The following is a 16,107-nucleotide window of genomic DNA, read 5'->3' as shown; positions in this document are numbered from 1 at the left end:
CGCCACCAACACTAACGAAAAAGCTCTACACCAATCACAACCAACGCCAGCACACCAGCGATGGCGCCGACCACCCACGCAATTTTCTTTTGCGTCCCCTCGTCCAAGTACTGGGCCGCCGTAATCCCGAGTAAAACCAGCAAGATGATAACAACCGTTTTAAGCATTTGTTTTACCTTAGCTTTCAGCTCTTTATTTTACTGTATGACAAAGCCACCCAGATGCAAGCTTTATAGTGATACGTTATCGACACGCGCACGATCAATTCGCGTACATGCTAGCCGCAACAAGATTTGCAAAGGGTGTTGCAACTGCGTCTCACTGAACCGCTTTACTTGGCTGCGGCACGAGTAACCGGTTGCGAGCACTCTCTCGCTAGGCAGATTTGCCAACTGTGGCGACCAACTTAAATCATAGATCGCGGCTGACGTCTCGCGTTTGTCTGCTTCATGGCCATAAGTGCCCGCCATACCACAGCAACCGACAGAAATCGGTTTAAGCTCTGCCCCAAAATGGGCAAATAAAGCCACCCATTGTTGCTCAGCATGAGGTAACTGTGTTTTCTCGGTGCAGTGGCCAAACAGATACCACGGGTCGGCATCACTGCTCGTCACAACCGGCATACTAGGCACAACACTGGTCAGCCACTCATGACTCAGCATCACATTAAAGTTACCCCGGTGCTTACCTAACGCTTCTTGATACTCATCGCGATAACAAAGCACCAGCGCTGGGTCGACGCCCACCATGGGAATATTTAACGCCGCCAGCTGATTCAAAAAGCCAGCGGTGTTACGCGCCGTCTGGGCGAAGCGGCGAAGAAATCCTTTTACATGCTGCGCTTTCCCATTAGGTTTGAACGGCACCAACATGGGCACCTTACCCAACTGCCGCGCCAGTTTGATCAAATCGTGAATCAGAGGCGCTTCATAAAAGCTGGTAAATGGGTCTTGTACGATCAATACATAGTTTTCACGCTCTTGCGCAGATAACGCCTGTAACCAGGATAAATCAAACTTCAGCGCATGATCGCCCGCCAGTGACTGAGCCAGCGTCGGCACCGACAACGCCGGTGTGTCTGCGTAGCCAATCAACTTCGCAGTGAGCCCTTGGGCCCATTGAGGCTGAGTCGCCGCATTCACCAATTTTGGGGCTTTGGCCATCAATGGTAGCAAGGTTTCAATGTTCGCCACTAAGTGGTCTTTCATCGGGCGCGGATAGCGGCTGTAATAGAGCTGCATAAAACGCGAGCGAAAACTCGGCACATCCACTTTTATCGGGCACTGACTGGCACAAGCTTTACACGCCAAGCAACCGCTCATAGCTTCCATGACCTCATGGCTAAAATCATCCGCTTCTCTGCGGCGAGTAAAATAGCGTCCGAATTTGGCCATCACTTCACGGACTGAGGGTGACTGGGTCATCAATGCCTGTTCAACCGCCAACGGGTCGACACCCTGCTCAGACAGTAAACGCAACCACTCTCGCACAATTCCAGCTCGGCCTTTTGGCGAATGACGACGGTCATAACTGACCTTCATCGAAGGACACATGGGTGAGGCGGTGTCATAGTTAAAGCACAGCCCGTTGCCATTGCACTCCATCGCCCCTTTAAAGCTATCACGCACTTCTACCGGAATTTGACGGTCATAAAAGCCACGCTTAGTGTCATCAACCTTCACCAGTGAATCCTGGCTGTTAATCGGTGTGCAGATTTTTCCTGGATTCATCCGATTTTGCGGATCAAATGCCGCTTTGATATGACGAAGCTGGGCAAATAAGGTCTCACCAAAAAACTCGGGGCCGTATTCCGAACGATACCCTTTGCCATGCTCACCCCACATCAAGCCACCATACTTGGCGACCAAGGCGACCACTTGGTCAGAGAGGGTTTTCATCACCCGTTCTTGGTCAGGATCACACAAATCCAGAGCTGGACGCACATGTAGTACCCCCGCATCGACATGACCGAACATGCCATAGTGCAAATGATGGCTGTCGAGCAATGCGCGGAACTCACTGATAAAATCAGCCAGGTTTTCGGGCGGCACACAGGTATCTTCGGCAAAGGCGACAGGTTTGGCTTTGCCTTTCGTGGCGCCAAGCAGCCCGACCGCTTTTTTACGCATCGCATAGATTTTGTTGATTGATGCGAGATCCCGACAAATCTGATAACCAATCACACCTTGTTGCTTTTGTGCTATCAGGCTATCCAATTGCTGGCACAATGCCGAAATCTGTTGTTCGATCTCACCAGCATCATTCCCCGCAAACTCCACCATATTAATGCCGTGCATGGTTTTTCCGGGCACGTCTTGCAGCAGATCACTCACCGTATGCCATACAATGTCGTTTCTTGCGAGATCAAGCACCTTGGCATCAATGGTTTCAACCGATAGCGCGTTCGCCTCAACCATCGTCGGCGCATTACGCAGTGCCGAATCAAAACTGTCGTATTTAATATTTACCAAGGTACGCACGGTCGGGATCGGCGTGATGTTGAGCCTAGCTTCGGCAATAAACGCTAAAGAGCCTTCAGCGCCACATAGCACGCGGCCAATGTCGAAGGCAGTGAGTGTGTCATCATAAACATGTTTAAGGTCATAGCCGGTTAAAAAGCGATTCAACGGCGGGAAGGTGTCGGTAATCAGATCACGATGCTCACGACAGACTGAGGACACCGTTTGCAGCGCCCGGCCACTGAGATCATCGCGCGACATCGCTTGCTGAAGCTGATCCGCATTGAGAGGCTGTGTATCGAGGACGCTACCATCCACGAGCACCGCTTTTAAACCCAGCACATGATCGGAGGTCTTGCCGTAACGTAGCGAGCCTTGGCCCGAGGCATCGGTGTTGATCATCCCGCCAATGGTGGCGCGATTACTGGTTGATAAGTCAGGTGAGAAAAAGTATCCATACGGGCGCAATACATCATTGAGCTGATCTTTAATAACGCCTGCTTGAACGCGCACCCAGCCTTGCTCAGGGTTCACTTCCAGCACCTGGTTCATATGACGAGACACGTCCACCACCACATGCTTGGTCAACGACTGACCGTTGGTGCCGGTACCGCCCCCACGAGGAGAAAACTTAATCTCACTAAATGCTGGGGCTTGGACGGTCTGACCAATAAGCTGAAGATCATCAACCGAGGCGGGGAAGAGGACGGCTTGCGGTAAGGCTTGATAAACACTGTTATCAGTGGCCACCGCAAGGCGGCTCGCATAGGTCGATTCAATATCGCCTTGAAAACCTGCTGTTTGTAAAGCAGTGATTAAATCAACGACGGCGGACGACAGGCCCGCCTCTGGATGGATTGCCGGTATCATTGCTGTTCCTGTGCGCTATCTCACCATGCCTGGTGCAATTTTTGTTGTGCTGTCACTTTACCTTAACTCTTGGCACAGCCAAAGCGATCACCTAGCAAATCCTTGTCACCACTCGCGCCAACCCAACCGCTTACCCGACCATTTAGCAAGCTCTGGGCTGGCAATCAGTACCCAAGGGCCCAAACTCCATGCCGCCATTGACACGACAATAAGCACAATCCAGCTTAACCCTGTCAGCTGTGCCACTCCCCAAGCTGCGCCAACAATGGCGGCGATACCGAAAAAGATCCACGCCAGCGTTAACAGTTTGCCATTGAGCCGGCTGGCCGGTTTATGACTAGGAAAGAGCTTATGCCAAACCTGACCGGTATAAACACCCGCCGCCAACGCTGACAGATAAACCATATTGGGGATCTTTAATGCCAGTGCCAGCAACGCCATGATGAGACACGCTAAGAACCAGATTCTGCCGGTGGTCAGCACGGGTCGTTCATTCCCCACCGTTACCGCATCCAGCTTGATAGTCGCCAAGGCGAGACTGCTCCCGACCAGGGCCCCGATCACCACATCACTGGCAAAATGCACCCCGAGATACATGCGGTTCAGTCCCATAAGCACTATCACCACCAGCGTCATCGCCAGCGCACCAAAAGCAGGCGGGTGTGTGACTCGGCGTTTTAGATACCAAGCGGTCATCACAGCGGCCGCGAGTAAAGTGTGGCCGCTAGGTACCGTAAAGCCGCTTGCTTGGCCTATTTGCAAATCAGGCCATAAATAAAACGGCCGTGGCATGGCAAAGCCACTTTTTAGGGTGGTAGACACAGCCGCTGCGCTGATTAGCAAAAAAAGCAGCGACAGTGCCGATTTATGGCCGCGAAAAACAAGAAACAACGGCACTAGGGCAATATAAAAGGCGATCTCTCCTAACGTATTGACCAGTTTGAATACGGTGGTGACGGTTGCATTCCCCGCATCACCCAGTTGTTGTACGGTGTCTTGTACGCCTGAGACCAATCCATATTGACTGACATAAAACACAGGTGCCAAGGCACTAAAGTCGGCCAAGGCACTGACATCGCTGCTCGGCGTTTTCTCCGCTAGTGACCACAAAAGATCACGACGGTCGCGAAAACGATAGCGATAATCCTGCGCATGGGCGCGCGGTACCAGCCGTGCTTGCTCGACTTCAGAGGCAAAATGGGGCGCGCGCCAAGCCGGCAAAAGACCCACTCCCTCCGCCGTAGAGACAACGGGCAATGGTGCCTGGCTTTGACAAGCAAATAACACACCACGCTCATCTTGATGATAGACATTACCGACCGTGACGCGAATAGCCGTTTCTTCGAACACTTCACGGGCGAGCGCTCTGCTCGGTGATTCGGCCAAGTTAACCCGGCCACCAGGCAAACCATACCGTCCAGTTACTGTGTCTTTGACTAGCAAGAGCCGTCCAGCAGGATCCGAGATAATGCAAGCGACCCCAGCGATCCCTTGCTCGTTAGAGAACGTCGTTTCATTGTCAGCCAAGGCATCGCTCGACACTAACCCGCTAAAGACTGACAATAGTACAGCGATAATCCGTTTCATGCGGCGGCTCCTGAATGCACGTGTCCTGATGAAAGAAAAGGAAAAGAATGACACAGCCCGATCCTCTTAGCCCCTATTATTACCATCATAACTTTCAAAACTTGATGGATTTAGTCTGCGAACGTGACTGGGATCTGCTCACAAGCAACGAGCGCCATTGGCTAACGACCTTTCAACAGCTTAGCTTCAAAGCACAGTGTCTGCTGGTGCGTTTACTGATGCGCCGTCACGACTGGTTTTTAGCCGATTCGCTACATTACCATGAGCTGGGTGAGACACCGCCGTTACTCGACACCCTGGCAGAGCATCATTTTATTCGTTTTACCTATACAGCCCCGTCAGAGGTGTTATTTAAATTACTCACTAAAGCACAACTGATTGAAGCCTTTCCAGATACAGAACTCCCTAAGAGTGCGTCTAAAAGCCAGTGGCGGCAGGCGATAGAAGCGACCTATGGCAACACACTCGACAGCCCTTATACGTTGGTGGTTTGTCACCAGCCAAACATCTTACCGGTATTAAGCCTGCTTTATTTTGGCAATTCGCGCCAGGATTTGAGCCAGTTCGTGGTGGCGGAGCTGGGTATCCAACACTTTGAGCCCTATCCCATTCGGCAAGCCGATCGCTTATTTAACGACCGAAGTCAGATTGATGATTGGCTTCACTTATCCGGGTTAAACGAAACCGCATGGCAAGCACGCAAAAACAAGCAACCTAAAGAAGTCTTGGCGTTAGCACCCTGGTTGCCAGCCCCTTTTGACTGGGCACCGCTCGAGCGCAAGCGGCAGCGCTTGGTGAATCGCATTGCCCGCGAATTTGAGCGCCAGGATGACTTACCGAGCGCCTTGTCACTGTATCAAACCACCACTCAGCCACCCAGCCAAGAACGACGCGCACGTATCTTAATAAAGCAAGGTAACATTAAAGCGGCTGCAACCATCATCGCTACCATGCTCCAAGCCCCACACGATGAGGAAGAGCTTGACGTCGCTTATCGCTTAGCGAAACAAAAACCGGTTCGTGCAATCGGCAGCTTAGTTCCCTCAACGCATGCTAAACCGGCTTCACTACCCACCGAGACGTTAGCTTTACCGCTGAATCAGCGCGTCGAAAAGGAGGTGGCCGATTATTATCATCAGCAAGGCTGGCAGGTATGGTTTAGCGAAAACAGCTTGCTTAACGCACTGTTTGGGCTGTTTTTTTGGGATATCTTATTTTTGCCTGTCCGCGGTGCCTTTCTTAACCCATTTCAACGTGGGCCGCGAGATCTTTATAGCGACGACTTTGTCGCTAAACGGCAGACACAAATCGATCAGCGCCTCGCTGAGATTGACCAAGCACGTGAATGGGTGGCGCAACACTATCAGCAAAAGCACGGCACCACTAACGAGTGGGTCAATTGGTCGGCCATAGAGTGGCCACTGCTTGAGGCTGCGTTGACCAACCTAAACCAAGCACAGCTTCGCGCCTGTTTTCAACGCATCTTGTTCGACCGCCGCCATAACCGCCGCGGCCATCCGGACTTGTTCATGTGCCGAGGTACGTCATACCAATGGGTGGAGGTGAAGGGGCCAGGCGATACACTGCAGCCCCACCAAACACGCTGGTTACAGTTTTTTCAACAGCATGCGATCCCAGCGAAGGTGGCGTATATCACGCCGGATGAGTGATGCACCTAGGGGCATCCTACATGGGATAGGCCTATCACTGGCTCTCATCCTCTGACGCGACATGCCTCAAGCCCCTGAAGTGAGCTTGTCATTCACTCGCTTCAGCATTGGGGTTAAAAATGTAATGAGAGCCATCGTAAACCAGCCGTTTGATCAACGCCTCGCAGTGTTTGAGACCGCTGCGGTCAAACGACACGCCATAGCGCTGCATGCCCCATTTTTGTTGCCGGTTCTCTATTTGCCCACTTAAGATAAAACACTCGTCACTGTCTGGTGCTTGGATTTGAATCGCCATTTGGTGGTGTTTTTCAAACACGGGCGCAATAGCATCAAAACTAAACCCACAGCCACCTGCAGAAATATCGGTAAGGTTGACGGGCAAACGACGATGATCGAGCGGGATTTCCCCTTTGACGTTTAACTCATAACGATTGTCTTTGCGCTGTTGTATCAGCTTGGCTTGTTGCGGTAACTCGACCATGACCAAATTGATTGGCGTTTTGAGCACGGTTGAGATCTTAGACGCAAACCGCACTTTGGCCCCCTCACCCTCGTCAGAGACGGCATCGACTGCCAGGCGATATCCCTCAATAAAAAATTGATTAACTTGATTAAGGTTTTCCGTCGGTAACGAAAAGAACAAGCGCTTTTCACCATCAAAACCGATAAAGGTACATTCACACCGGTACGTTTGTCCCACTGGTGTCTTTATCTGCACTTGCGTCGTGGTGCCATGCTTCATAAATGCCATAGCACGTAACCCCATGACGGTCTCTTCTCTCACCGTTTTGTATTTTTTGGCCTTAAGTTCAGGCAAAGACTGCATCATCGTTCGCTTTTATTGTTATGGATAACTACGGGCACCGGCGTCTTAACTCAGTGCCCAAGGCGCGTTTACATCAACATAAACATCACAAATTGCACCAGCGGTACAGCGGTGCCATTAGAGGTGACGACTTGGTTTCCCTCGATTTTGGCAGTTAGCACGGTATTTTTATCGGTTTGTGTGACAAAGCCCGCTTTGGTCAGATCTTGTATTTTTGTTTGCCATGGTGACTGTGTCAGCACCCCGTTGGGTACCGAGATATCCAGCTCACCACTGACCTGATTGACCAGTTGTTGGAGATTGAATACGCCAGTTGGCTCACTCTCTTTCACATCGACGTGCATGTCGACACTGATATCCCCTTCTGGCACGGTTAAGTTGGCAGGCGACAAGTCAATCGATAACCCCGACTGCAACAATTGCACCAAAGCTTGATCAAAGGCCTCCATACTCACTGGCGCGCCACCTTCTTGCCACTGCGACGAGAGTAACGCGATTTGGGACATGGCACTGTAATCAAGATGATTGGCATCGAGTGCCACCACCAAGTTCCGCCACTGCGTGTTGTTCGGTAACGCCATCGTCCCTACTGTCAATTGGTTGGTATTGTTTAGCTGACGGCTTGACGTTGACTCAGACGCAACCAACTGATTCCCTATCTCAAGCTCTACATTATCCAGCTTTAAGGATTGACCACTGACATCACTGAAGTGCGCTTGCTCGAGCGATAAAGATTGTTCACCAATCCACAGACCATCTTGCAAATAGCCACTTCCTGACCCCGACACGCTATCCACTTTGAGTTGCTGCCCACTATCGTCATTGAAGGCCAGTGCAGGTAAAGAGAAGGTGGCTTTAACATGCCCTTTGCGGTCAATCTCACCTTGTAGACTTAGCTCACTCGCGGTCAGATTGCTGCTCGCCTCTGATAACGAGAAAGGCGCGACGGTAAGGTGATAATCGGATGCCCCTGTCATCAAGGTATCCAGCTCTAAACGAATTGGGGTTGGGTTACCGGGCCACGCTCTTTGCGTGATCGCTTGTAGCTCAGGCGTCATCACTAACGTGTTGCTTGACGACACGCCAAATACACCGTGCGAGATCTCTGAGGCGATTTCGTAGCTAACGGGTAGGCCCGACTGCGCAAGCATCGCTTTGGTTTCACCCTGAAATGCGACACGCGTGACCGCCTGCGAGGTTAAATACCCGCGCTCATACGTCTGCTGCTCGAGGGTAAATTCTGGGGTTGAACGCTGGTCGACTTCTCGCTCATACATCGAGTGTGCAATCTGGCCAGTCGCAAACGGCCAACACGCCACAATCGCTAGGCCACCAGCGATGGCACCATACTTTCCTAAAAACATGTTTTCTTTGCCTCAAGCATGCGAAAAGCCATAGTGTAACTAAAATTAGGCGCTGAAGATAACGCCCTGTCATAGCGCAGCATAATATACCGAGGGTCTCGTCATGAATGTCGACCATTTCGCATCATTGTGATGGATAAATGCATACAATAAACGCATCGTCGTGGTAAATCAGCAGAGTCTATGAATCCTTTCGTTATATTGTGCATTGACCAAGACCCTTTCGTGGTAGAGCAGTTGTCTCACGACCTCGCGCCGTTTCGTGATGTGTTTGATCTTTGCAGTGCAGAGACCCCAGACGACGCCTATACCATGCTCGACGACTTTGAGGCTAACGAGCAACAGGTGGCATTACTGATCTGCCATAACCTTGCTGGCGATCACCAAGGCATCGATTTATTGGTCAATGTCGACAATCACGCGGCGAGCCAAGGCGCACGAACTGTTTTACTCAGTGAAGCACCGCAATACGATATTATTTTGCAGGCGGTGAATGAGGGCCGACTCAATTATTGTATGCACAAGCCTTGGCGAGCCGAGGAGATGCAGCGGGTCGCCGAAAAAGAACTGACTACCTACGTGTTGCGCTATTGCCAACATGATTTACTGCGCTACGCCGAAGTGTTAGATCACCGCACCTTATTAGATGCCCAAGTTGAGCGCGAGATAAGCCAGTTTCAAGCGCAATTGTTAGCGCCAGGCGAGACCGACAAAGCGGCCATTGCTGATCGCGTGATCGCCGGTTTATATGCGTTTTTTGAAGGCAACGATGAGAGTCGCGCGTGCCGCACCTACAGTGCCAACCATGTGTTGACCAAAGAAAATCAAGACAATGCATTTTTGTGGTTTATCACCGATGGCGACGTTGGGCTGTATAAAACAGATGACGAAGGGCAAGAGCATCATGTCTCCACCCTGTCTTCCGGCAGCTTGATTGGCAGTATGTCGTTTGTGACCGGAGACGTTTCTTTCTCTACGGGGCGCACTCTCACTCGGACGCAGGTGATCAAAATCGATCATGTATTATTTAGTAAAATAATGACCAGCCGCTCTGAGCTGCTGCCCTTGTTTATTCAATACCTGTTGCTGCACTTTAACCAACGCTTAAAGCGCAGTATCGATACCGAAATCCAGCTGCAGCAAACGCTCGCCTCACTGGACGAGGCCAACCGCCAGTTATTAGAAAAAGAAAAGATGGCACTACTGGGGCAACTCGTGGCGGGCGTCGCTCACGAACTCAATAACCCAGTGTCAGCGATTTTACGCAACAGTGATGCACTCGCAGACGCCCTAGAGGAAGTGGCAAAAACGCCGTTGGCCTCAGCCAGCCGCGAGCAAGCCCTGTCGCTTTTACAAACAAACCGCGAGAGTACCCCTTTATCAACGGCGACGGCGCGAACCTATACCCGCACCTTAAGCGACGTCACCGGGGATAAACGTATCGCGCGCGATTTAGTCAACATCGGACTATATCAACCTGAAGATATCCAAGCCTGGCAACAACATCTGGGTAAGGACTTTAGTCGCGAACTCACTACCTGGAAGCAATACGCCCGCTGTGGGCGGTTATTACGCTCTAATCATGTGTGCGCGGCGCGTATTGCCGATCTCGTCAAAAGCTTACGCACCTACGCCCGTCAAGACAGTGAACAGCGCCAACGCACCCGTATTATTGAGAACATTGACGATACCCTCACCTTATTTGAGCATCGACTCAAGCCTCACCAATTGGAAAAGCGCTATGACTGGGTGCCCGATATTATCGCTCAGCCTTCTGCCTTGGCGCAGGTGTGGACAAACCTCATTGCCAATGCCTTAGATGCGATGCAAACACCAGGCACCCTGACCGTGACAGTAAAAACACTCAATGACCAAGCCTCTGGCACCATAGAAGTGTCGATCAGTGATACCGGCACCGGTATGACGCCTGAGCAGCAAGAAAAAATGTTTGCGTTAAATTACACCACCAAACGCGAAGGTCACTTTGGTTTAGGCATTGGCCTGACCATGTGTCAAACCATTATCCATGAGCAAGGCGGGGATATTCAGGCTCGCTCGCAGCTAGGTATCGGTACCACAATGGCCGTCACCTTACCCATTGAACTTCCCGCCTCTGTCAGTAAGGAGCCCCAACGATGAGCCAATATTTAGTCCTATGTGTCGATGATGAGCGTGACGTGCTCGATAGCGTGGTCGATGACTTGCAAGGGTTTACCGACCACTTTGAGATAGAAGCGGCAGAATCAGTCGCAGAAGCACGAGAAGTCATTGCGGACATGGCCGCAGAAGGCACCAAGCTGGCACTGATTCTGTGTGATCATATTATGCCCGGCGAGCTAGGCGTAGAGTTTTTGATTGAGTTAGCCCATCAGCCAGAGACCGCATCGACACGCAAAGTGTTACTGACCGGCCAGGCAGGGTTGGAAGACACAGTCTCTGCGGTTAATCACGCCAGTTTGCACTATTACCTCGCTAAACCTTGGCAAAAAGAGACCTTGGTCAGTGTGGTGACCGACCAGCTCACCAGCTATGTCATCGCGCATGAAGCCAATTTATTGCCATGGACCAGCGTACTGGACACGCCTCGAATTGTAGAGGCCATCAATCGCAACAAATGGGATATGGGCGCAGAGTAGTCACCAAGCTAGCTCGTACCACCCGGTAGGTCAAAAATCGGTAAAAAAGCCTGACTCACGGGCGGATGTGCTTGTTTATGCGCGCAATCGTCTTATAGAATGATTTGAACACCAATAACAAGTGGAATTGATAATGCGTAAATCTCTTTTAGCCAGCGCGATTGTCGCTTTGGCTTCGTTCAGCGCCGTGGCCAATGAAGAAGATGCCAACCTCACCACCATGAGTAACTTCAGTTACGACTATCTGGAAGGACGCATCGGTGTTAGCCCACTCACCTATGGTGCAGGATTTAGCATGTCGATCCATCCCAACGCGCACGTACGCGTCGAAGCGGATACCGAGTTTGATTCCGATTGGGACACGGCGGCTGGGATTGGCTTTCATGCGCCCATTAACAACTGGGCAGATTTAACCGGTGAGCTACTCGCGCGTGGCGTGAACAAAGATAACTTTGACAGCGATGTCGGCTTGGAAGTTAACCTAGGTATACGCCAGTGGCTTGGGCCACAAGTTGAAGTAGGCGGTGAAATCGGCCTACTTACCGTTGATGACGAAGAAGATACCTTTGGCTCTGCCTACGGGCGCTTCCATGCTACTGAACTCTTCTCACTGGGGGCAGCCTACCGGGTTAACGAGTGGTACGGTGACCAATTTATGTTTACTACGCGCTTTAAATACTGATAACGCCACTCGGTAGTGCATTGCCTTCAAGCAATAGCGCATTGCCGCCAGACAGTGACAGTCAGATCAAAAAAAACCCGCATCGCTGCGGGTTTTTTATTGCTATCGTTGTCCGCTCGCGATTAACGGATCAATAACATGGGTACCGTCGACTCGACCAGCAATTTAGTGGTATTACTCCCCACAAAGAACTGACGTAATTTTGAGTGACCGTAGGCTCCCATCACGATCAATCCAACTTGATTGGACGCTTGGTACTCTAAAATCGCTCGATGAACGTCGCCGGTTAGCTGAGCCTCAACCACATCGACGCCCGCTGTTTTCAAGCGCTCGGCTGCGCGTTTAAACGCTGCCAGCTTTTCTTGCGAATCTTCTACCATCACCAAGTGACAAGTCATTCCTGCCAACAGCGGGGTGCTCAATGCTTTTTCCACTAGCTTTTCGCTGATGTCGCTGCCATCGAACGCTAATAAGTAGCTTTCAGGTGTTGAAAACTCGCCGTTAGCCACCAAGGTATGCGCTTTAATCGAGCGCACCACGCTTTCAAGCTGTGAGCCGATTGCCTTGGTATCGTTTTGGTGCAACTCACCGGATTTACCCAAGACTAACACTCGCGTCTGTGGCTCGATATCAAGCAGGGTTTCCACCAAGTTGCCATGACGCTGCAATTTGCGCACGTCTTCCAGCCCTTTGGCTTTAGCGTCTTCTTCCAACTCAGACAGCAAGGCTTTGCCGTGCTTCATTTCCAGCTTGGCACGCTGCTCATCCAGCTCCACCAGCTCTTGTAGCAGTTGTTCACGGCTGCCCACGCCCAAGTTGCCTGATAGTTCAGGCTCCGCTTGGTGTGAGGATTTATCCAGCACATGCAAAAGTGTCAAAGGCACAGACAAGCGCTTGGCGGCCCAAACGCTTAAATCTGCGACTTGCTTTGAATAATGCGGGCCATCTACGCACGCGGTAATTTGTTCCATGGTCGGTCTCCTTAGTGGCCACCCATCATTTTTTCTACTTCTTCGGGCTTATCGTGCACGCCGAACTTGTCGACGATGGTCGCAGTCGCATCATTCATGCCGACGATATTCACCTCGGTACCCTCACGGCGGAATTTAATAACCACCTTATCAAGGACAGACACGGAGGTAATATCCCAAAAGTGCGCTGCCGAGAGATCGATGGTGACACGCTCCAACGCTTCTTTGAAGTCAAACGACGACAAAAATTGATCTGACGAGGCAAAAAAGACTTGACCCACAACACGATAGGTACGTGCATCGCCGTTGTCCTCCGGCTCGCTTTTCACCACCATAAAGCGGCCAATCTTATTGGCAAAGAACAAGGCCGCAAGTAACACCCCAACCAGCACGCCGATCGCAAGGTTGTGGGTGAGCACCACGACCACCACGGTCGAGACCATGACGATATTGGTTGATAGCGGGTGTGACTTCAGGTTAACGATCGACTCCCAAGAGAAGGTACCGATAGACACCATGATCATTACCGCCACCAGTGCGGCCATCGGGATTTGGCTGATCCAATCGCTTAAGAACACCACCATAATCAGCAGTAGCACACCGGCGAACAAGGTAGAAAGACGACCACGTCCACCGGATTTAATGTTAATGACCGACTGACCAATCATCGCACAACCGGCCATACCGCCTAAGAAACCGGTGGCGATATTGGCAACACCTTGACCTTTACACTCACGGTTTTTCTCACTGTCTGTGTCGGTCAAGTCGTCAACGATGGTGGCGGTCATCATTGACTCCAGCAAGCCCACCACGGCCAGTGCCGCTGAGTATGGGAAGATAATCGCCAAGGTTTCAACGTTTAGCGGCACATCCGGCCATAGGAAGACCGGTAAGGTATCAGGCAAATCACCCATGTCACCCACGGTACGCAAGTCCAGGTTATACGCCATGGCAATACCGGTCAGAATGAGAATGCACATCAACGGAGAAGGAAGGACTTTGCCAATACGCGGAACGTAAGGGAAAAGATAGATAATCGCTAAGCCTGCAGCCGTCATCGGATACACATGCCACATGATTTCGGTCTCGCGGATGATTTCCGGACCAATAAGCTCTGGCAACTGCGCCATAAAGATCAGGATCGCGAGCGCGTTGACAAACCCGGTTACCACTGAGCGAGAAACAAAACGCATCAGGTTACCGAGTTTTAAATAACCGGCCGCAATTTGAAGTATCCCGGTTAGCACAGTCGCCGCCAATAGGTACTCAAGCCCATGCTCTTTTACCAAGGTCACCATCAACAGTGCCATCGCACCGGTTGCGGCGGAAATCATGCCCGGGCGTCCGCCCACAAAGGCAATAATCACGGCGATACTAAAGGAGGCGTAAAGGCCGACTTTCGGATCCACACCGGCAATAATCGAGAAGGCAATCGCTTCTGGGATCAAAGCCAATGCCACAACGATACCCGCAAGCATATCGCCGCGTACATTGGAGAACCAATCACGCTGAATTCTATCTATCATGAACGTCTCTACAAAATTGGGTTAAAAAAGGTGTCGCGCGCATTTCAGGCCTGATTTCACCTGAAAATCAAAACGCGTGATCCTAGTCACTTATTGACCAAGCGTCAACTCCCCTTTTTTAGCCCAATAAAGACTTATTTTTTATAAATCATATAGTTAATCTATGATTGTGATATTTTTGACGCAGATTTATTTCATTCTTTTCGCCAGCCCTCTTTTTCGCTTACTTTGGCCATCAGGCAAAGGTCGCTTTCGCACACCACGTTCAGCGCTGCCGTTTATAGGCGTGGATACACAGGCACTAGCAATACGGTAAAGGAGAGAATCAACCCAATCAGGGCATAAATCAGTTGGTTAAGCGTCCAACCGATATCGATAACCATGCCGAACACCCAAGGTGCCAAGGCGGTGGACAGGATCATCATGCCCGTCACCAGAGAACGAATGGCACCAATATGCGAGACCCCGTACATTTCTGCCCATAAGGTATTAATCACCGGATTGGTTGCGCCAATCGCTAAACCGAAAAGGCACATGAAAAGCGGTGCGGCAAGGGTGTGATTAACATTGGCAATCACCATTAGGCCGAGAACAAGTGGAATGGGGATTAAGATAAGCACATTTCGCGACCGGTATTTATCAATCAGGCTGCCGGAGATAACAGAACTCAACCAATGTACGGCCCCGTAAAAGACGAAACTGCCCGCTAATACACCTGGCGTCCACTGTTTGGCTGCCAGAATAAAGTCCTGTTGGATAAATACGCCGGTCACCAAAAACGGCGTCACCAAGGCAATGGGTATGATCATCCAAAAGCGCCAGTCGCGAATCACTTGTCGTCGGCTGGCATCACTGGCTTGGTTTTGATGGTCTGCTTCGATGCGCGTCCGTTTAAGATCGGCTTTTCGGACCAGAAATAGCACCAGTGGTAAAAACACCACTAACAGGGTGGATCCAATGAATAACCAGCTTTCTCGCCAGCCTAAAAACGCGATCAAGCCAATGACGATTGAGGGTAAAACCACCTCGCCAATGGCAACCCCACTGCCGACTAAGCTAATGGCTTTGCCTTTGTCTTGCTGGGCACGCTTAATCACAGTGGCCTGCGCGATGTGAGGCAAAAAGCCTTGTCCGCAAAACCGCAATAGAAAGAACCCCACCAACAGCCCTATCACACTGTCAACGGAATACATCAGCGCACACGCGATCATCAGTAACATGGCGAAAAAGATCAGGAGTTTGTCGACCCGTATACGATCCACCACACCACCAAAGCTAATCACCAACACACTACTGGTCATGGTGGCAATGGCGTAGATCCCGCCGTAGGTGGCATCACTTAATAGCAGCGCCTCTTTAAGACTGCTGCCATACCAGCTGATGAAAAACGATTGGCCAATGTTGCCAAAAAAGATCGACAGAAAGCCAAAAGCAATTAACGGCCATTGGTTTTTTATCAAAATCGCATAAGATCGCGCGAACATATATTCCCATTAATAACTGATATAACCTGGTG

The 16,107-nt window shown here is 50.9% G+C and carries 12 protein-coding genes; 4 read left to right on the top strand and 8 right to left on the bottom strand.

All coding sequences use genetic code 11. The features are described 5' to 3' along the window. Positions 1-11 precede the first annotated feature (11 nt). From BGL48_RS16250 to BGL48_RS11125, 3 genes are all read right to left on the bottom strand, one after another. Positions 12-167, bottom strand: coding sequence for a hypothetical protein (locus tag BGL48_RS16250; RefSeq protein ID WP_155522579.1), 156 nt, complete (start codon positions 165-167; stop codon positions 12-14). A gap of 63 nt (positions 168-230) precedes the next feature. Next, positions 231-3,329 carry a D-2-hydroxyglutarate dehydrogenase YdiJ gene (ydiJ, locus tag BGL48_RS11130; RefSeq protein ID WP_069362703.1) on the bottom strand — a complete coding sequence of 1,033 codons (3,099 nt, stop codon included), beginning with the start codon at positions 3,327-3,329 and terminating at the stop codon, positions 231-233. A gap of 105 nt (positions 3,330-3,434) precedes the next feature. Then, entirely contained in the window at positions 3,435-4,916 is a 1,482-nt protein-coding gene (locus BGL48_RS11125) for a bifunctional NUDIX hydrolase/phosphatase PAP2 family protein (RefSeq protein WP_069362702.1), read from the bottom strand. Between the two features lie 47 nt (positions 4,917-4,963). On the opposite strand from BGL48_RS11125, the gene BGL48_RS11120 reads away from it, so the two are divergent. Next, positions 4,964-6,586 carry a VRR-NUC domain-containing protein gene (locus BGL48_RS11120; protein ID WP_069362701.1) on the top strand — a complete coding sequence of 541 codons (1,623 nt, stop codon included), beginning with the start codon at positions 4,964-4,966 and terminating at the stop codon, positions 6,584-6,586. 88 nt (positions 6,587-6,674) lie between these two features. Here the strand turns inward: BGL48_RS11120 and BGL48_RS11115 are convergent, their stop codons facing one another. Further along, the gene (locus BGL48_RS11115) at positions 6,675-7,415 is read right to left on the bottom strand and encodes a flagellar brake protein (protein ID WP_083238566.1); all 741 of its coding nucleotides are present in this window, start codon (positions 7,413-7,415) and stop codon (positions 6,675-6,677) included. A gap of 65 nt (positions 7,416-7,480) precedes the next feature. Further along, positions 7,481-8,776 carry a DUF945 family protein gene (locus BGL48_RS11110; protein ID WP_069362699.1) on the bottom strand — a complete coding sequence of 432 codons (1,296 nt, stop codon included), beginning with the start codon at positions 8,774-8,776 and terminating at the stop codon, positions 7,481-7,483. Between the two features lie 183 nt (positions 8,777-8,959). On the opposite strand from BGL48_RS11110, the gene BGL48_RS11105 reads away from it, so the two are divergent. The 3 genes from BGL48_RS11105 (at position 8,960) to BGL48_RS11095 (ending at position 12,094) form a co-directional block, all read left to right on the top strand. Beyond that, a complete protein-coding gene (locus BGL48_RS11105; RefSeq protein WP_069362698.1) occupies positions 8,960-10,915 on the top strand; it encodes an ATP-binding protein in 1,956 nt (651 codons plus the stop codon). Then, a complete protein-coding gene (locus BGL48_RS11100; RefSeq protein WP_069362697.1) occupies positions 10,912-11,412 on the top strand; it encodes a response regulator in 501 nt (166 codons plus the stop codon). The genes BGL48_RS11105 and BGL48_RS11100 overlap by 4 nt, the downstream gene beginning before the upstream one ends. 133 nt (positions 11,413-11,545) lie before the next feature. Continuing rightward, the gene (locus tag BGL48_RS11095; protein ID WP_069362696.1) at positions 11,546-12,094 is read left to right on the top strand and encodes a hypothetical protein; all 549 of its coding nucleotides are present in this window, start codon (positions 11,546-11,548) and stop codon (positions 12,092-12,094) included. A 122-nt stretch (positions 12,095-12,216) separates the two neighbouring features. On the opposite strand, the gene BGL48_RS11090 is transcribed toward BGL48_RS11095, so the two are convergent. From BGL48_RS11090 to BGL48_RS11080, 3 genes are all read right to left on the bottom strand, one after another. Continuing rightward, on the bottom strand, positions 12,217-13,065 hold the full coding sequence (locus tag BGL48_RS11090) for a universal stress protein (RefSeq protein WP_069362695.1): 849 nt from the start codon (positions 13,063-13,065) through the stop codon (positions 12,217-12,219). 11 nt (positions 13,066-13,076) lie between these two features. Then, on the bottom strand, positions 13,077-14,591 hold the full coding sequence (locus tag BGL48_RS11085; protein ID WP_069362694.1) for a SulP family inorganic anion transporter: 1,515 nt from the start codon (positions 14,589-14,591) through the stop codon (positions 13,077-13,079). Between the two features lie 278 nt (positions 14,592-14,869). Then, entirely contained in the window at positions 14,870-16,075 is a 1,206-nt protein-coding gene (locus BGL48_RS11080) for an MFS transporter (protein WP_069362693.1), read from the bottom strand. Positions 16,076-16,107: the final 32 nt, after the last annotated feature.

Source organism: Salinivibrio sp. SS3, from assembly GCF_001722105.1.
Lineage (GTDB): Bacteria > Pseudomonadota > Gammaproteobacteria > Enterobacterales > Vibrionaceae > Salinivibrio > Salinivibrio kushneri.
The sequence above is the reverse complement of the archived record's forward strand: the minus strand, read 5'-3'. Positions and strand labels throughout refer to the sequence as shown.